This window comes from Flaviaestuariibacter amylovorans (assembly GCF_039541815.1).
GTDB lineage: Bacteria > Bacteroidota > Bacteroidia > Chitinophagales > Chitinophagaceae > Flavisolibacter > Flavisolibacter amylovorans.
Genome location: NZ_BAABGY010000026.1, coordinates 1 through 17,276 on the forward strand (window position 1 = coordinate 1; position 17,276 = coordinate 17,276).

General features: G+C 52.3%; 16 protein-coding genes. 1 reads left to right on the top strand and 15 read right to left on the bottom strand.

Translation table 11 applies throughout. The features are described 5' to 3' along the window. Positions 1-90: 90 nt before the first annotated feature. From ABD937_RS23525 to ABD937_RS23535, 3 genes are all read right to left on the bottom strand, one after another. Positions 91-585 (bottom strand): hypothetical protein, encoded by a 495-nt coding sequence (locus tag ABD937_RS23525; RefSeq protein WP_345258518.1) that lies wholly within the window; start codon positions 583-585, stop codon positions 91-93. Positions 586-735: 150 nt separating this feature from the next. Next, positions 736-1,434 (bottom strand): hypothetical protein, encoded by a 699-nt coding sequence (locus ABD937_RS23530; protein ID WP_345258519.1) that lies wholly within the window; start codon positions 1,432-1,434, stop codon positions 736-738. Positions 1,435-2,190: 756 nt separating this feature from the next. Continuing rightward, positions 2,191-2,673 (bottom strand): hypothetical protein, encoded by a 483-nt coding sequence (locus tag ABD937_RS23535; RefSeq protein WP_345258520.1) that lies wholly within the window; start codon positions 2,671-2,673, stop codon positions 2,191-2,193. Positions 2,674-3,770: 1,097 nt separating this feature from the next. On the opposite strand from ABD937_RS23535, the gene ABD937_RS23540 reads away from it, so the two are divergent. Then, entirely contained in the window at positions 3,771-4,514 is a 744-nt protein-coding gene (locus ABD937_RS23540) for a DUF6261 family protein (RefSeq protein WP_345258521.1), read from the top strand. Positions 4,515-4,809: 295 nt separating this feature from the next. On the opposite strand, the gene ABD937_RS23545 is transcribed toward ABD937_RS23540, so the two are convergent. The 12 genes from ABD937_RS23545 to ABD937_RS23600 form a co-directional block, all read right to left on the bottom strand. Further along, a complete protein-coding gene (locus ABD937_RS23545; protein ID WP_345258522.1) occupies positions 4,810-6,231 on the bottom strand; it encodes an amidohydrolase family protein in 1,422 nt (473 codons plus the stop codon). Positions 6,232-6,342: 111 nt separating this feature from the next. Further along, complete coding sequence (locus tag ABD937_RS23550; RefSeq protein ID WP_345258523.1) at positions 6,343-7,446, bottom strand: thioredoxin-like domain-containing protein; 1,104 nt, start codon at positions 7,444-7,446, stop codon at positions 6,343-6,345. Positions 7,447-8,023: 577 nt separating this feature from the next. Next, positions 8,024-8,440, bottom strand: a complete 417-nt coding sequence (locus ABD937_RS23555; RefSeq protein WP_345258525.1) for a lipocalin family protein — start codon at positions 8,438-8,440, stop codon at positions 8,024-8,026. Between the two features lie 153 nt (positions 8,441-8,593). Then, positions 8,594-8,962: an NTF2 fold immunity protein gene (locus ABD937_RS23560; protein ID WP_345258526.1), complete on the bottom strand. Its 369-nt coding sequence runs from the start codon at positions 8,960-8,962 to the stop codon at positions 8,594-8,596. A 114-nt stretch (positions 8,963-9,076) separates the two neighbouring features. Further along, positions 9,077-9,301 carry a hypothetical protein gene (locus ABD937_RS23565; protein ID WP_345258527.1) on the bottom strand — a complete coding sequence of 75 codons (225 nt, stop codon included), beginning with the start codon at positions 9,299-9,301 and terminating at the stop codon, positions 9,077-9,079. A 224-nt stretch (positions 9,302-9,525) separates the two neighbouring features. Then, entirely contained in the window at positions 9,526-11,223 is a 1,698-nt protein-coding gene (locus tag ABD937_RS23570; protein WP_345258529.1) for a hypothetical protein, read from the bottom strand. A 478-nt stretch (positions 11,224-11,701) separates the two neighbouring features. Continuing rightward, a complete protein-coding gene (locus tag ABD937_RS23575) occupies positions 11,702-12,091 on the bottom strand; it encodes a hypothetical protein (protein ID WP_345258530.1) in 390 nt (129 codons plus the stop codon). Between the two features lie 163 nt (positions 12,092-12,254). Beyond that, positions 12,255-12,794 (bottom strand): DUF1877 family protein, encoded by a 540-nt coding sequence (locus ABD937_RS23580; protein ID WP_345258532.1) that lies wholly within the window; start codon positions 12,792-12,794, stop codon positions 12,255-12,257. 135 nt (positions 12,795-12,929) lie between these two features. Next, on the bottom strand, positions 12,930-13,364 hold the full coding sequence (locus tag ABD937_RS23585; protein WP_345258533.1) for a hypothetical protein: 435 nt from the start codon (positions 13,362-13,364) through the stop codon (positions 12,930-12,932). Positions 13,365-13,732: 368 nt separating this feature from the next. Then, a complete protein-coding gene (locus ABD937_RS23590; RefSeq protein WP_345258534.1) occupies positions 13,733-14,107 on the bottom strand; it encodes a hypothetical protein in 375 nt (124 codons plus the stop codon). A gap of 714 nt (positions 14,108-14,821) precedes the next feature. Continuing rightward, positions 14,822-15,853: a hypothetical protein gene (locus tag ABD937_RS23595; protein ID WP_345258535.1), complete on the bottom strand. Its 1,032-nt coding sequence runs from the start codon at positions 15,851-15,853 to the stop codon at positions 14,822-14,824. Positions 15,854-16,081: 228 nt separating this feature from the next. Next, positions 16,082-16,897, bottom strand: a complete 816-nt coding sequence (locus ABD937_RS23600) for a CPBP family intramembrane glutamic endopeptidase (protein WP_345258537.1) — start codon at positions 16,895-16,897, stop codon at positions 16,082-16,084. Positions 16,898-17,276 lie beyond the last annotated feature (379 nt).

Here is a 17,276-nt window from a genome sequence, read left to right on the forward strand (position 1 = left end):
TTTGCCATCGCTACAAAAGGAACAACCTATCAGGCAGATTTTAAAAGCCAGCTGGCGTAGAAAATCTTTTGGTTTTTAACACAGTTCATGTTAGCCGCCGTGCCGAGGAAGGGAGATAACTCTCACCTTATCAAGGAAGAACCTCTTCGCATTGTAAACATCAAATAATGAATAGCCGGCAAAAATCACTTTCCATGATTGCCAACTATCTTTCTCACTTCCTAGCAATACCTGTCTCGCCTTGTCATTATACTCGGCCTCTACCACAAGAACCAGATTGAGCTTAATACTATTCGAAACCTTTTCGTCCAAATATTCATTCAGCAATGAATCAGCCTTCTCCAGAAACGTAGGCTCATTAAATTGACTGCTAGACCAGATTTGTAACGCTGTATCCTTATGAACTACTGCCAGATTTTCCCGCAGACTCTTTGTCGAGTCTATGGGATGAGGAAGGAACAAATCAAAAGAAGAATGATTCCTAGAAGGAGAAAGTAGCAGGAAACCGGTAACATTCTCCTGAGCAAAACTGTCAAGAAAGAAAATGTTCAGAAAAAGGCACGATATGAACTTTAAGGATCTCATTGCATGGCGGCTAACGACCAGGGCTTTGCGCTGTGGCCGAGAATGAATGTACGAATTATAGGAACAGTCGAGAGGCCATAGCGCAACAGCCCATGTTAGCGGCAGTTCAAGGGGGACACGTCCAACAGCCCGCCATCGCTCCTAAGCCCATCAAAAGTCGAGGCAAGATGCTTTCTGCAAGTCACCATCTAGCGCCAATTCTACATTTAAAGGCATCCCTCCTATCGGTGCAGATATGCCACCGATGAATTCAGCTTTTCTATTAACACCGTCACGCCAAATCCTGATTGCAAACAACTGGTATTTACCATCCCTAACAACTTTACTAAAAGCGGATTGAATTGAGTCGCTATTCTTGATTTCAATCAGCTTCCTACAGGAATCCTCGACATGCTTAGTTAATTCTCCGAACTGCTTAGAGTAGACTGACTGAACAATCTTTTCAACAATTGGGAAGCGAATATCAATGGCCCTCAGCTCGCCTAACTCGTATTCAGACACGTGCGCTTGCCCTTCCTTATTGAGAAGCACTCGTATATGCGTATAGTCTATCTTGTCCTCTCGAATTGCTTTGTAAAAATTGTATGCAATGCCTAGAGCAATTGTTTCGAGGTCTATCAAGGATTTACTTACGAAATCACTGCCTGAAATTTCTAATTGAAATTTCTTATAGCGTTCGTTCTCGTCAGTCGAGCTTTTCCATAGAACTGAATAGGCACACGTGCCCCCGTATAAACTCAACACTGTATCTACCCCTTTACTTTCATACTTAGAAAGCGAGTCCGTACGACAAGAAAACAAAAAGGTCCAAACGATTGATACCGTTGTGACTAACGAAGAACACTTCATTCACTCAATTTGCAATAAATATCCTAGAAAAAGGTTTTCCTACTCTACGAATTTAGGAAGCAGGCTGATCGAATTGCCGCTAACGACCAGGGCTTTGCGCTGTGGCCGAGGATGAATGTACAAAGTTTCGGAGTGCTCGCAGGCCATAGCGCAACAGCCCATGTTATGCGCCGTTATCGTGACATGAGAGAATCTAGCACTTTCCGCTCTCTTCGTTTGATTTCGTCGACTTCTGGGCTACTGCCGATCCAATCTTCGATGGCAAAAAGCTCGTGCCCACTTGGGTTATAAACTGTCACAAAAGTTCTACCACTGGAATGGTCTAAAATTCCTAAGAATTTAAGGCGCTTTGATATGTCCTGTCCAGCAAAGTCGTGCGCAGAAAAAATGTGCTGCCTTGTCTTGATAGCCATCTTTACGTGGTAGATGGAATCAAAAGACGTCATGCTTACTGTCAGGTTCTGCGTTTTCAACGAGTCATCCGGTTTGCGTACTTCAACAAAGTACCAGCCAGCTTTGGTAGTATCTATAATTAGATCTAGTCGGTCTGTGTCTCTTGAGATGTTACACCCAAAGAAGAATAAGATAGAGAAAACACTGGCCCTCATTATCTTCAAATTTAAACGACCTTAATGGCGCATAACGGCCAGGGCTTTGCGCTGTGGCCGAGGAACAAGTTACGAACTATAACGAATGTCGGGAGGCCATAGCGCAATAGCCCATGTTAGCCGCAGGTCTTTAGGAGAACGCCTTAAACTATCGTCCCGGCTCACGAACAGTCCTGATTAAGCTGTCTCCTTTGTAAAAGTATCGGACCGTCCCTCCAGAGTCTCCAGAGCCAAAACCGGTTCTTTTGATAACCTGGCCACGGTCATTGTAAATATACTTGAAGCATTGAAGGATGGACATCTTTTCAATATGTTGCTCATAGACTTGCCGACCATGCAAATCGTAGACAAATACATGTTTATAGAAGCGATTGAGATTGCTCTCATAAGGATTCGATGTTTCCTCACGAACCAAACGACCATTCTCAGCGTAAGACCGAATGGCTTGCTCCATCTTTCCATTTACGTTTGATATCGTGTCTGTCCTAACGACCAAACGAGCAATGTTCGGCTCCGCACAGGCAATGCCACGGCGCCGTAAAGGATGAGTAGCATCTTTTGATACTTTTTGCCCAAATGTGGTCACCGAACAACCGAGCAGAACTAACACTATGAATTGCGGAGTTTTCATGACTTGCGGCTAACATACCAGGGCTTTGCGCTGGCGGCTAGTTTAATGAAATTACAACTTTAATGACTGATAGCTAGCGCAACAGCCCGTGTTATGCGCTGTTGTCCGGCCGGAAGCACGCTCCAGCATCAGGAGTAGCGAAGAGCCATTGCGTCAAGACAAGGCTTTACGCAGTGGCTCTTCGCGGTCGGCTGGGAAGCGGACTCGCCCAACTGTTACGACTGTAGTTTTCACCGCGCAGCTGCGGTGAAAAAACCAGAGATTCCGGGAATAATCCCAGTCCCCCACCCCGGCCCATGTGACGAAGAGTCCCGAACTTCGCTACCGCGGGCGCGGCTCCGCTGCTGAAGCAAAGCTTCGACGCTCGCCGCCGCCCGCGGTTAGCCCTTTTTACGATTCGATGTCCCTGGTGGATCCTCCCGCTTTCGGAGGGGTAGCAGCAAGCGGGGAAAACGGTCACCCAGCCGAACTCCTGATGCGGCGGAACTATAGGACAGCCCCACACCGGCCGGCAATAGCGCCATAACACATAAATATACGCAACTCTATAGCGCCTATCCACCGATTTCCGCCGGCTTTGCGCTACAGAGCCGTTTTTAAACGTTTAGCGGCACCTTTTTACATCCATGCAGGAATCGACTATAAGCGTTTAACTCCCGGCTGCGGATACGGCCAGGCGCGTGCCCCGTACTCCTTCCCGCGGCATCAGCAGCCCCAAACAAGATCCACCGATCCCCCGGACACCCTTTTTCCCTTCGCGAACCAGTCAGCAAGCAAAACAGGCATGCTGATGAACCTGCCAACCAGGTCAGCAACGAAATCAGCCACCCTGTTTTGTCGGCGTACCCAACCGGGAGCCAAAACAGCCACCCTGTTTTGCCCGCTGACCCAACCGGGAGGCCAAACAGGCACCCTGTTTTGCCCGCTGACCAATTCATACACCCCCTCAGGGCTCAGGATCAACCACTTATAAAAATTCATATTCTGCGTAAAAAGCAGCCCTCACCGGGTCAAAGTCGCTTTACACAAAAAATTCACGGCAAGGCTTGGTCGAAAACGGACCCCGTTTTTACCTTTTTCTTCTAAACTGATTGCCCATGCTAGTACGCATCGAGACGCGCGACCTCCACAACGCAGAGGCCGTCGCCTTCAACAAACGCCTCCTCGCCCGCATCGTTTCTTCCGATCCCTTCCCCGCTCCCTTCGCCGCCGCGCTCGACACGTTCCGGGAGCACACCGAGGGGATGGACGCCCTCATCCAAAAGGCGCCCTTCTCCCGCTATACCGACGACCTGCAGGCCGCCGACGCCCTCCGCGACCGCTACACCGTGGGCCTCTTCACGTTGTGCACGGGGTACACCTACAGTGAGAACGAAGCGCAGGCCGCCGCCGCCAACCTCCTGCTCGAAGGCCTCAAGCCCTATGGCAGCGCCACCGAGCTCACCACCGCCAACTACAGCAAGGCCACCACGCTGGTCGAGAACCTCGTGCGCGACCTCCGCGCCCGCCCCGACCTTGCCGACGCGCTCCGCCTCCTCGGCCTCAACGGGCTGCTCAACGCACTTACCGAAGCCAACAGCAAATTCCGGGAGCTTCAGGAGTCACGCACCGACGACGAAATGAATGGCCCCGACGCCGACGCACTCGTGCTCCTGCGCCGCGACGCCGCCAAAGCCTACACCGCCCTTATGAAGGGGCTGGAGAGCGCCTATCACTACACCGGCGGCGCCGAGCCCTGGCTCGGCATCGTGGCCGGCGTCAACCAGGTCACGGAGGAAGTGGCGGAAACGCTCGCCCGCCGCAAGGGTGTGGCCGCGGCGAAGGCGCCGGCGGCTTCCTGATCCGGTCAATGCAAAAGTCAAAAATCAAAAAGGGCTTCCGCAGTGGGAAGCCCTTTTGTTATTTGGGTATGCCTTACCCGGGGAACGATCGGTCTTCGCAGCGCACCGGCTTCGCTTACCGGTTTTCAGGAGCTGCCGGTACACACGAAATTGGAAATGCGGGAAGGGCGTTGCTGAACGGGTTGTTCGGAAAGAAGCAGGGGAATACGAGGCACTCTCAGACAATACATAGCCCCTTGGCATCTACCAGGCACCTACAGGATCACAAGGGACTTTTCTTGATAGCACGATCGACTTAACGACCCGTCGCGCCGCTTTGCACCCCCTGGCCCAAAGCGCGGATCTGCGCTTTCGCATCCTGCTGCAAGGCATCCAGATCGGCACGCGTCAACAGCTTCCCGTTCATCACCACGGCATGGATCTTCCGGGCGTTCGCGATGTCGGCGAGCGGGTTTGCCTCCAGCAACACGAGGTCGGCCAGCTTGCCTTGCGTCACCGTGCCGATTTCCCGCTCCTTGCCGAGAAAGCGGGCGGCATTCAGGGTAGCGGTTTGCAGGGCTGCCAGCGGAGACAGGCCTGCCTCAACGAAAAGCGACAATTCATCGTGCAGGCTGGAGCCGGCATACACGAAGGGGTTGCCCAGGTCGGTGCCTGCGAGCACTAGCACCCCGTTCTCGTGCAGCATCCGCACCACGTCGAGGCTTTTCCGGAAACGCGCCTCCCGGAGGGTGCGGTTGCCCGGAGTAAAGCGCCGGGCAAATTCGGTCCAGTCGGCCCGGTCCATAGAATCGGTGAACTGGAGCCGCCCATCCTCCCGGATCGACGGATCATCGCCCAACACCGTGGCGCGGAACTGGACGATGGTGGGACAAAAGGCCGTCCGGTTGCGGTTGAGGACGGCTGCCAGCGCGGACGCTTTCTGTGCACTCACGGATTGTAGTAATTCGATACGGAGTGCCGGCGTGAGCTCGGAAGGCTTCAGTCCCCGGAACTTTTGCTGCTGGTCCGACAGCTCGGCAAACATGGCCCAGTAGCCCAGGTGCTCCTGGCTGCGCTGGCCGGCGGCCGAGGCTTCCGCCATGGTCATGCCCTCAGGCACGTGGCCGGCGAAGGGAAAGTTCAGCTTCCGGCATTCGTCGGCGATGGCCGCGTAGGTTTCGCGGGAGAGCTGCCCGTACACTTTGAAGAAGTCGACACCGGAGGCCTTCACTTCGCGCACCAGCGCGCGTGCCTCCGCGGCCGTACGCACGGTGTCGGAGTTGGGCCAGGTGGCCGGCACGCCATCTACGAGCGTGCCCACACTCGCATAGCGCGGCACCGGCCGTGAACCCGTGGCCGACTCGCTGCGCCAGCGACGCACGTGGTGCAGGGATCCAGGCTTCGTCCACATCTCCCGAACGGAGGTAACCCCGTTGGCCAGGAAGAGGGGATGGTAGTATTCGTTGGGCGGCAGGCCGGAGATATTGTTGAACACGTGCACGTGCATGTCCCACAGCCCGGGGATGAGAAACTTGCCGCTGCCGTCCACCACCCTGGCGCCCTTACGCGTGATCGCTTTCGATGTGATCCGCTCGATGCGGTTGCCGGAGACCAGTACGTGCTGCCCCGTGCGCACGGTGCCGGTTTCCACATCCACGACGTTCACGTTCCGTAAGAGTACGGCCCGCTCCTGGGCGAGCAGCTGCAGGGGGAGCAGCAGCAAAAGAAGGTATTTCATGAGCGAACGTTTTAGTGGTTGCGCTACTACAGGAATCAAGGGGCTGCGCCTTATGGTCGATCGTTGTCACGATTAGCCGCACCACGTATTTCTACAACTGACGGGACCACATCACAAATGCTCCTGCAGGAAGGTCTCCAGTTGGGCGGGGCGGATATCCGGGTTGATGATCTTGCCGCTCTTGTCTACCAGCACATAGGTCGGGAACGCATGAATATTGTACCGGTCGGCATTGGCGCCGTTGCGGTCCCAGACCTGATTCCACGGAAGGGCATGCTTCCGTACCGTCGCGGCATACAGGCCCTCATCCTGTTGCTTGTCTACAGAAATGGATACAATGTCGAATCCTTTTCCGCGGAAGCGGCTATGGAGCGCCTTCAGGTTCGGGAACTCGCGGAGGCAAGGCGCGCAGCGGCTATGCCAGAAGTCTACCAGGTAGTACTTATTCTCTTTCGCGAGCTTGCGTTGCACGGCCTCCTGTCCCTTGAAGAAGTCCTCGGGAAAGGGCTGGCCGGTCTGCATCCGGGCAGCACCCTTCAACCGCTCCCGTAACACAGGGAGAAAAGAGCCTTGCTGCAGCGCAGGGGAAAATAAAGAAAGCAGTTTTCCAAGATCGGCGTATTGATGCGCCGGCGTATTCAGGATCAGGTGATCGATATTCCATAAAGCGACGTAGGAATCGGGATGTTGCCGGATGTACTCCGCCAGCAAGGCGGCCTTGTCCGTGTAAAACTGCTGCAGCAAAAGCGTGAGGCTGTCCTGCACGGCTTTCGGGAAGTCGCTGCCCCACTTCCGGTAATGACCGGTAAACACCTCGCTCATCGAATCCCGGAACCGGTCGCTGGTGGCGAAAAAGGGCAGGAACGCTTTTTCATATTCGTCCTGCTCGGGGGAGCCGGTGAGCTGCGGTGCCCGGGCGCTGTCGATACGGATCACCGCATCGCCGGAAACGAACAGCTTGCCGTAGACCCGGTTCCGCTGCCGGATACTGAGCTCCGACGGGAACGGGATCGGGATAGATGTAGCGAAAGCGCCGTTCACTACGGGCAGCGTCGTATGCTCCCACTTCGAGAGCGCGGCATCCCCGGGGTGGATCAGCACGATGGAATCCAGGGTAGGGTCCTGCACAATGCCGCGGATGGTCACGGTCCTGGGTTGGGCGGAGAGCTGCAGCGTCAGCAGGCACAGCAACAGTAACAGGAGATTGCTTCGCATAAAGGGTGATTTGTGGACACCTTAATATTAACACAGGGGCGGCATATAGCGCACCGAAAATTAGAAATAAGTGAACGGCCTGGCCACGCGCGGTCAACGCACTGGCGTAGGGTAAACCCCAACGGACCATTTGCTTTAATCCGCGAAGAAATAGGTGCTGGTTTTACGATTGACAGAACACCGGAACATACAACTCCGCAACTTTAAGAGCCGTGGCGAGCGCTAAGGATTGCCTCGAAGCGTCACAAAGCCGGCTAAGACCTTCCTTGTTCCTGATGGTCCTGATGCGCCTTGATTAGATAATGATGGCAAAACCTGTACTAGTGTCACGTTAAGCTTGATACGAGGGCACGTTGTTCGGCGACGAGGTCATTGCGATCCGCCAGCTGGCGGAGAAGCAATCCCTGCGTTACGCAGAGGGGCTCTAAGAGGAAGCCACGTTGGGAGCACTCCGAAGGTGCTGGAGATTGCTTCGCTTCGCTCGCAATGACGTCGGCCTTCGGCCGTCGTAAGACACGTCTTTTATACAGGTAACCTAACACTAGCGACAACAGCAAGATTCAGGAGATTTCAGGAATCAGTCGATTCTTCTAAACGAATAGAGTACATCGGCAGCACCGGATTTGAGTGACTGCCGCGTTCTTAACAGCATATCGGTTTTCGAGACACGTACCATTTTGAACGTCATGATGAGGTTCTGGCGGCCGAAGTTGATCCTTATTGAGTCGTTGTTTTTTATGCTCCAACTACCGGTGTAGGTTTTCGGCAGCTGGCAGATCTCTTTGTTCTCGTCGTTGATGAAAACGCCCTTATCCTTGAAGTGGTAAATGTCGTCTGTTGAGCAGGGAGGATACTGGGCAAACAGATCGGTCGACGCTGTCCCCCTGTTGTTGAGGTCGGTGGATACATCAGCCGTAGCACTAACCAGGATCCACTTCTGTTTGATCAGCGCTGTTTCAGACTGTGCGTTCCCGGCGCATGTGATCAGGGTCATACAGAGGGTAAGTATTTCGGTTCTCATAAGTATAAGTGCTTTTGTTCGAGCAGGTAACTACCGGGCATGAGGCCGTAGCCGGCATTAAATGTACAGCAGCGCATACCAGGGTTGCAAGCCATTACCCAACCACTCCGAAATGCATTGCCACCGCTACCTGCTGTGCGTCACCTGCAGGATCGCGCCGTCCGAGGCCTTTACGATACACTCGAATGTCCCGCCGCGCATACCCTTTGGGATGGTCCCGCAGATGTACCAGGCGCCAGAAACGAGGAAGATGTCGTAAGGACGCTGGCGCAAGATCTCCTTTTGTCCGTACGTTTTGAACAGCACCGACTCGGCAAGGGCAATGGCGGCAGCCGTGTCGCGAACCGGCCGTGTGCCTTTAATGCGGACCGTGTCATGAAGCACTGATTGCACGCGTCGGGTAGCGTCTTCCAGGTTCTGATGGAAGCGCTCCTGTGCGGCAACGCCTCCGGAGAGAAAAACTACTGGCGCAAAGAGGATTGCATAGCGAAGCATAATAGGGATAAGTTGGCGTTTGGTTGGCGCACGTTAAATGTACGAACTACAATGAATGCCGAAAGCCATAGCGCAACCGCTGATAGTGTGCACCGCGGAAACAGCTTGTGCCGCTTAAAGTCTGATGTAAGCCCATAGCATCAGAAACGGAACTAAGCCTGCCAGTCCCCAGATAATGGCTTTTCTTCCAAGCCAGATACTGCTTATCAAAAGCCCGACTGAGATAAGCGCCATCACCATTGCGATAAAGACACCGATGTAGCCAAACAAAAGTAAAAAGAGGCCAAGGCCGATACCGGCCAGTAGTGATTTTGCAATATCCAGTCTTCGGACTTTCATACCATAAAGGTGCACAACGACCAGGACTTTGCGCTGTGGCGACAGTGAATGTACGACACTTTCAAAGTGTTCGAACGCCCTGGCGCAACAGCCTTTATTCATCACTGTCGGCCAGGAACACCCGTTCATTATTGACCCTGCCGGCAAAGAGCCTTGTCCCGGATGTTGGTGCAGCAGCTACAGCTTCCTCAGCAATCAAGGTAAACGACACTTCCTGCAGTACCTCACTGAATATTCAACTTCACATTCCGGAACAGGTACGTATTGTCGCTGACGCGCAACGTCATGCCGCTGGCGCTGGTGACGTTCCGGAGCACCACTTCTTTGGTGACGACGTAAGGGAACTTCTGCTGGTAGGATTCGTCGGTCATCTCGGGATTGAAGTTCGCGAACACGGCAGGTCCCCGGTATTGCTCCGGGTGTTGGGCATCCTCGATCCGAAGGTTCTCGATCACGATCCGCTCGGGCATGTAGCAGGTGTACCCGAAGTTGTGCTGGCCCGAATACGCCCCGCCGATCAGCGAAGGGCTGACGGGCCGGCCGCCCGCCGGCACGAACACGCAGTTGCGGATCACGAAGGCACCCTGCCAGGTGCTGCCGTAGTCGGAGCGCAGGTTAACGAGGTGCGTGCCGCGGATCGTACTGTGCTCCACCGTCAGGGTGCCGCTGCCGATGGCGTTGATGCCCATGTGCCCCAGCGTCGAGTTGCGGATGGTGGCATTGGCCACCCCCATGTGGGCATCGAAGCGCGAAAAGACACAACTGTCGTACACCATGTTCTTGCAGTAGTTGGAGCCCATGATCCCCCAGTACGTGCGGTCGTCGATATCGTTGGTCTGGCGGCAGTTGATGAACGACACGTTCAGCGCCCGGTTGGCGGAAATGTCGTACGAGCCCATCGACACGGGCTTGCCTGCCGCACCGATGGTACTGTAGGTTTTGTGGCCGGTGAGGAGCGTATTCCGGACCGTTACGTTCGCGCAGTCCTGGATATTAAGGAAGCCGCCGTAGGGCGCGCCCTGGTCGCCCTCGCCGGTGATGCGGTGCTCGAGCCCGTTCACCACCACATTGGAGCGCCGGATGGCGATGTTGCGGCTGTAATAAGTATACTTCGATTCGGCCCTGTTGGCGATGGTGGTGAACCGCCCCCCGGTGATGGTGAGCGGCTGCTCGTCTACGGGAAGCGCCGTGATCTCCGTGATCCGGTCGAAGTCCCAGATGATCGGGGCGTTCCGATCCACGGCCCCGGCCCTATCGGCAAGGAAGATATCCGTCTGCGCCGCCCCGTTGTTCTGATTCAACCCGGCCCGGATGTAGCGCTTCACCGAAGTATCGGTAACCGTGATGAGGCAGGGACCGGGCAGGGAGGCGTCGATCTTTTCCTGGTTGCGCCGGAGCGACGATATGCCCTTCAGCGGAAAGGGCTGCCGCCCGGAGCCGACCAGGAACACGGGTGCGTTCCGGTTCTGCACTTCGGTATCGTCGATGATGAAGGCCGCCGTTCCGAAGTCCGTATTTGTACGGATCACGGCAGTGCGCTCCCGGCCGCCGATGTAGTAAGTAGCCCGGTTGTCTGCCTTCACCGGCAGTCCGTGCTGGTTGGCGAACGCATGGGCAGCGACAATGGCTTCGCTATCATCGGTGGTGCCGTCTCCCCGGGCGCCGAAGTCACGATACCCTACCCAGCCGCGCCGGGTGAAGGCGCGCGCCTCCTTTGGCGAGACCTCGGCCTGGGGTTGCTCCTGATCATTGCTGCGTGCCCCTTGTTCCTGGTTCGCGGCAGGGGCCACCGCCTTGGGGGCCGGGCTGTTGGCCTGCCCTGCTGCAGCGGCTGCCCCGAACAGAAAGCAGCAGCCCAGCAGGCCGCTTTTCAATGAGAACGGTAGTGTCGATGGGGTTCCAGGTTCGGGGCTCCGGTTCATGGTTGATGCTTTTGATCGTTGCGCGCTGCTGCGGGCTACGACTTGGAAAATTATTCCCTTTTTACCCGAGAAGGGTTTCATTCTTCGGGGGGTCCGGGTTCGCCCGGTTCCTTGTTAAGGCGAGTGCTGTTGCGCGGCAGGCTCCTCGCCTGATCCGGCAGGTCTTGCCGGGTGGCCGAGAAGGAGGTAGGTTCGGGGGCGATAGCACAACAGCCGATGTGACGCGCCCTGCCCTGGAGGTTGTTTGACGTATTCGATCACTGCTCATCGGACCGCGCAAGCGCGGGGAGTGGGGCTGACGCCCTTCTCACGAAGACACGACGGCACGGAGGCACGACGAAAAGTGGAAAGAACAGAATTGTTTTTCTACGTCGCTCCGTAGTGGCTCCCGAAGCTTCAGGAGCGCCTTCGTGCTTCGCGGCCGCCTGCGGCCGACCTTTTCACCCTTTCCTGATGATCATTTAACGCAAACAGCCGCTCAGGATGACCGGTAGACCTTGGTGTTATCCAGGATCACGAGCTCCACGTCCCGGCCGCTGCTACGAAAGCGTTGAAGCACTTGTTCTGCAATGGCCCGGGCATCGGCCAAAGTAGTCTTTGCGTCAAAGGTCATTTGTATTCCAGGCTCCTCGATCGAGAACGTACATTCAACGTCACCCACTTTGTAGTAGGTCCATCCTTCCCGCTCGATCTCGGTAACCCCGGGTGATCCGGGCAGGGCAATGTCGCGAAACTGGCTTTCCGGCAGATCTACGTCGCCTTTGAGCAGGAACTCGAAGCCACCCGGCCCGGGCTCGACCCCGGCCGGCGGCTCCGCCATCCGTTCAGGATTCCGGCTTTTGCGTCTAAAGTAATCCCAGAGTTTCATGAGGTTCGCGTCATGGCGGGCAGCGGACCCGGCTGGCCGCTGCCGTACGATTTAAAAGTATGACTTTACTATGAGCGACCCGCCATAGCGCACTCGCTCATTTTGTGTGGAGTTGGCCTGTTGCCCCATTCGAACGGGAGTCTGCGAGGTGCATGATCCGTATTTATGCCATGTAGATAATCAAGCCCTTATTTTCCAGTTGGGCGAAATAGTAGGGTAACAGCAAATTGGAAAACTTCATAAGGGCGTATGAAATATTGTCTACCTTCTCTTCCTCGCTTTTATACTTTCCATAGAAATAGCTTTCGGTTGGTACGTTCAGGTTTTCGATCAACGTATTAGCCGATACCTTTTTTAATGCTTCCCACACCTCTTTGACCTCTGAAGACCATAAATAGCCTGCTTCTCTGTCGCTTTCCAAAAGTGAGCTTTGAATGGCGATAGCTTTCGATAAAGGATGACCGGGATTACTGTCATGTTCTGGGTATAGCGCATATTGGAGAATAGCCCATGCCTTGTCAATACTGTAAATAGGACCTGCTTCTTTGTAGCAGTCTTCAATGGTGCCGTTAGCTATATAGAAGGCTCTATTCCAGTCCACTTCATGTATCCTGTCGATCGTAGCATCGATCGTTTCTTTCCCTTCCAGAACGCGCTGCAACACGTTATCTGCAACAGGCATCAGGTAACAGACTATTCCCATAAAAGCTTTTTAATTGCGGCCAACGGCCAGGGCTTTGCAGTGGCCCCTGAATTTAGGAAATGATTTTGGTTCAAATGACCGGGGCTAGCGCAGCCCTCCATGTTTTGCGCAGTCCTCTCGAATTAGTCCCGAAGCTTAATCGGCTGCACTGCTTACTTCGTTATCTATTCCTTGAAAGTCAGAATTCGATAACAACGATTGAATTCTTTGCAGAAAAGCTACTTCATCTATTTCCTTTATTGGTTTCAAGTACTCGCTATGGCTGATTCGCATGACTGGGCGACTCAACTTCTTTGAAAGATACTCTTGTAAAAGTGAGGCCTGCCTCGTCTTAATAGCAGCGTAAATGAGAAGCTCATATACATTCTCAAGCAGCCCTGTACGACGCTCAAGCACAGAAGCATTCTCGATGATCTTTTCAAAAGAGTCGTACTGGGCAAAGTACTTTTCTACTTCGTCTTTGATCTTTATTGCCAGAAACTCAGCCAACATTTCCCACTCCTGCGTCAACGGATAGGAAGACCGCCGGAAGTTATTCATTATGTCACCAAGCGTCACGATGTTTAGCATGGTAAACTTGTGCCGCCGGTAAAAGTCGGTCGGCTTGACAGACGTCTTTACCTCCATCGAATTGGCGTGTTTTCTCTCAATAAAAACGGCTTGCTCAAGCCCATTAATCTTGCGAGATAGCTTTATGACAGAGGACGTCTGTTCTAGCTCATAAGTTTCGAGTAACGACTGTAGCTTCCTCCCGAACTTTTTAAAGGTCGGGGTAGTTTCGCTTTTTTCTAAGTTCCTGTATACTTTAAGGTTATCCCACATAGGACTGCTTCGGATCGCGCACAACGACCAGGGCTTTGCGCCAGGCGTCGATCATAGTGAATTTACAACTTTATGACGGCAGCCTAGCTTAACGGCCCCTGTTAGCGGCAGGCCAGTCAGTAGCTGACATAAAAGACGCTCTTCCCTTCTTGAAAATTGTCAATGAAGTTAGCTTTAAAGTTGGTCTTGAGTTCTTCGAGGGTAGCCAAATGGTCGCTTTCCAAGTACGTAAATGCTTCTTCCACCCACTTCCGCTCTAAATAATAACCAGGCTTAAACCGCCGATAAAACTTCCGCTCCATCCCTTTGCGCTGCTCTCCAAGTTCCCGATGATAGAGATACCAGATACCGTCCGATTTATTGTCAACATAGTCCCTCAGCTGAGCAAATAATTCGGGATTCGCATCAAAATAGCCTTGCTCAATGAGTTCGTACCCATCAAAAGGATCGCCGGATTTCACGGGAATGTAATGTGCTAAATCAAGTCCCATACTCTTGAACTTAAAGGGCTGTTACCGCTTGCCGCTAACGGACAGCGCTTTGCGCTGTGGCCCAGCATGAATGTACGAACAATAATGACCGATGAGAGGCCATTGCGCAACGGCCCATGTTAGCCGCAATCGTGAAGAATAATGATCTAGGATTTGCGCCGTTGTGTCAACCCGGGATGTGGCATAGGCGGTGGCAGCCGAATCCACTTCCCGGTTATGACCCTAACGCTATTTGTTTCTCCATTCAGGAAGCTTGTCGGATGAACATGATTTTCATCTAAGCCGCTTTTCAAAAGGTATAGTATTACCCTCCCGGTTGTTTTCATTGCCCTTACACCGCAACTGGAACACAAGTCAGCATAGGATGCCGAAACGTGGACACCAACATCTTTATTATTCTTGATTACTGTTGCAAGACTGTCTAGCCTCTGTCGCGCAGTCTTTGTTAAGGTTACGTTCTTAGGATGGAATGGGATGTATATCGTGTCGATAGGATCAGCAAGGTTTTGCCCCAAAACGCCCAGCATCCAGAGCAGAAGTGCTCCTATGGATACACAAACTTTCACCAAATTCATTTTGAACTAACGGAGTGTTGCAGTGGCGACTAACGACCAGCGCTTTGCGCTGTGGCCGAGGATGAAGTTAAGAACTATAGTGACTGATCGGGGGCCAGAACGTAACAGCCGATGTTGTGCGCCGCTCCTACGGGCCGCCTCAATTTTCGAATCGGTGTACGTGAATGCTGTTGTCAGACAAAAGTGTTACAAGCTTATCATCAAAGACTCCGAATGATTCTACTAAGACCTTGCTTCCATAGTCGACCTTCCCTATCAGCTTCCAGTTGTCCAAATCTATTACCCCGATTATACCAGTAGGCATCGCGGTGCCGCTAATAAAGAACAGTTTGTTGCCGGCTATGCTATACCTGCCATATGCGACCTTTAGCCCGGTTGCATCCAGATCGTGCGCTAAACTGTGTTCGTTAAATGATCCGTTCTTTATGGTCAATTCAGACACCTTTTGTCCATAAGGTGATAGTAGCTTCCCATCAAAGTGCTCCATCATTCCTCCAAACCGATCGTATCTGCCTAAAGGGCGGCCTGTACCCCACTCCAAACAAAAGGTTGACGCTATCGACCCGTCAGATGCATAGGCGTAAAAGAAAACTTTATCCGCTACTTGAATTATGTTCCGTTCAATGTTCGCGTCAGAGACTCCAAGATGCACATCAGCTGAAAAATCCCAGAGGATTTCCAAATTTTCGAAATGATGACAGGTGATCCGCGCGTTGTCGATAGAAATAAAATACTCATCATTGAGTGTGTGGAAGATTCCATTGATCCCGGAAGCCACGGGGCACTCGTTCACCAGCTCAAAGGTTGTTCGTGAAACTTTACCGTGCACCATCCCATTCTCCGACCGACAAATGGGATAAAAGAAATTGTCCGTGAAATAATGGCGGTATGCAGATTGATTGACGGCTGTAAGGTAAGCGAGACGTTTAACAAGCTCGAGACGCTCCGCTTCATAGACAATTGTTTTCCCTTCCGACATGCTTTGCGTGACGATGTGTTCGCCCACAACACATAATGACACTGAGTCTCCGGCTTTTCCCCTGAACAAAACATTACCATTCTCAACGTCGTAGGCTGAGAAAGAACCTTCCACAATTGCTACAAGCTTTCCTTTCGTGATTGCGTAGTCATGACTAGCACCATCTACCTTGAATATCTCTATGAAGTTCATGTCCAAATGTAAAATGCCAGCTAGCATTAGCGAGAGTGGCTTGAATTCTTTAGCGACGTGCTAGACGGTTGCGCATAACGGCTCGGGTATTTCTGCACTAGCGGAAGTCCGTATTCTTCAGCTTATTTTTTGTTACTAAAGTTCAATAATATTCCAATGCGCAACACCTATTCTTCAGCCGCTATTGCAACAATACGCTGTTAGTGGCATGTGCTTTTCCAAATCTTTTCATAGCTTGATAAATGAAATTCTCTTAAGCCACTGTTCTTTTTCAATTTTGCGCACCAGGTAGATGCCGACAAATACTAAGACAAAAGAAAGAACCAGCACTGGTATATAGTCGGACAAGCCAATAGCTTCAGAAGCGGAAGTATCGTTATTGCCATTTTCTTTCAGCCGATATGCGCCTCCCGTAATGTTTATTAAAAAATGAACAATGATGGGTGCAACAATATTTTGTGTTCTGAACAACAGTGCCGCCAGAAAGAAACCGATACCAATCGCAAAAATTACCTGAGATAGAATGCCCGAAAAATTATCCGGATGTCGAACCAGACCAATAAAATGTGCGGTGCCGAAAAGTAGCGAAGAAAGAAGCATTGCTTTGAAGAAAGCATGTTTACTTTTCGAAAAGTGTTTAAGCATCAGTGGTAAGACCGCTCCTCTTATGGTGAATTCTTCAAGCACTCCCGTCACAGCAGCATTAAATCCATAAAGAAGCAACATTGAAGCTTTCGTTTGATTGAAGGTTTTTATATTGGACAATGCCATCAATGCGGTAACAAAAACCGGAATTATCAAAAGCCAAATATTGCTCATGGTGAAAACAGGCGCTAAACCATTGAACGTGAAAAAGCCTTTTTTGTACATAAATGAAAGCAACCCGCCACATATGAGCAGTCTTGTTAAGGTGCCTGATAAAAGCTCGTTACGAACAGCATCTGCCGAAAAATTATTGATGAGCATCTCCAAGGGATGTCGGAGCAGTAAGAATAAGAGAACAGCGAGTAAGATAAAAACAGAATAGTTGAATTCTTTTGTCATACGCAGTAAGGTTGCCGCTAACGGCCAGGGCTTGATGCTGTGGCCGGCGAACCGTCGTGAAGTTATTAATTATGAGCGACCTAGGCTAGCGCAATAGCCCATGTTGTACGCCGTCAATCAGAGGAGTCAGGCCGAATCAAGACGCCCGCCAAAATGACTTTGCTAGGACTATCCCACCACTTGTCGAGTCAACTCAATTAAGGCGTTCGTAAAATCTAGGTCGTACAAACTTTCTCGCTTCTTCCTGTCCACCATAGATTAGAAAATACAAGTCAACAACTGCCGGACGCAATTGTCTTTCAAGACAGTACTCTTGCACGAACCGAACTGCTGCTCGGAAGTTCCTGTCGCCGGTTTCACTTTCTACAATTCCAATCTT

Bases quoted from the DNA above. Each gene is read 5' to 3' on its own strand.
- ABD937_RS23525 (WP_345258518.1), bottom strand. From the start codon at position 585: ATGAGATCCTTAAAGTTCATATCGTGCCTTTTTCTGAACATTTTCTTT.
- ABD937_RS23530 (WP_345258519.1), bottom strand. From the start codon at position 1,434: ATGAAGTGTTCTTCGTTAGTCACAACGGTATCAATCGTTTGGACCTTT.
- ABD937_RS23535 (WP_345258520.1), bottom strand. From the start codon at position 2,673: ATGAAAACTCCGCAATTCATAGTGTTAGTTCTGCTCGGTTGTTCGGTG.
- ABD937_RS23540 (WP_345258521.1), top strand. From the start codon at position 3,771: ATGCTAGTACGCATCGAGACGCGCGACCTCCACAACGCAGAGGCCGTC.
- ABD937_RS23545 (WP_345258522.1), bottom strand. From the start codon at position 6,231: ATGAAATACCTTCTTTTGCTGCTGCTCCCCCTGCAGCTGCTCGCCCAG.
- ABD937_RS23550 (WP_345258523.1), bottom strand. From the start codon at position 7,446: ATGCGAAGCAATCTCCTGTTACTGTTGCTGTGCCTGCTGACGCTGCAG.
- ABD937_RS23555 (WP_345258525.1), bottom strand. From the start codon at position 8,440: ATGACCCTGATCACATGCGCCGGGAACGCACAGTCTGAAACAGCGCTG.
- ABD937_RS23560 (WP_345258526.1), bottom strand. From the start codon at position 8,962: ATGCTTCGCTATGCAATCCTCTTTGCGCCAGTAGTTTTTCTCTCCGGA.
- ABD937_RS23565 (WP_345258527.1), bottom strand. From the start codon at position 9,301: ATGAAAGTCCGAAGACTGGATATTGCAAAATCACTACTGGCCGGTATC.
- ABD937_RS23570 (WP_345258529.1), bottom strand. From the start codon at position 11,223: ATGAACCGGAGCCCCGAACCTGGAACCCCATCGACACTACCGTTCTCA.
- ABD937_RS23575 (WP_345258530.1), bottom strand. From the start codon at position 12,091: ATGAAACTCTGGGATTACTTTAGACGCAAAAGCCGGAATCCTGAACGG.
- ABD937_RS23580 (WP_345258532.1), bottom strand. From the start codon at position 12,794: ATGGGAATAGTCTGTTACCTGATGCCTGTTGCAGATAACGTGTTGCAG.
- ABD937_RS23585 (WP_345258533.1), bottom strand. From the start codon at position 13,364: ATGCTAAACATCGTGACGCTTGGTGACATAATGAATAACTTCCGGCGG.
- ABD937_RS23590 (WP_345258534.1), bottom strand. From the start codon at position 14,107: ATGGGACTTGATTTAGCACATTACATTCCCGTGAAATCCGGCGATCCT.
- ABD937_RS23595 (WP_345258535.1), bottom strand. From the start codon at position 15,853: ATGAACTTCATAGAGATATTCAAGGTAGATGGTGCTAGTCATGACTAC.
- ABD937_RS23600 (WP_345258537.1), bottom strand. From the start codon at position 16,897: ATGACAAAAGAATTCAACTATTCTGTTTTTATCTTACTCGCTGTTCTC.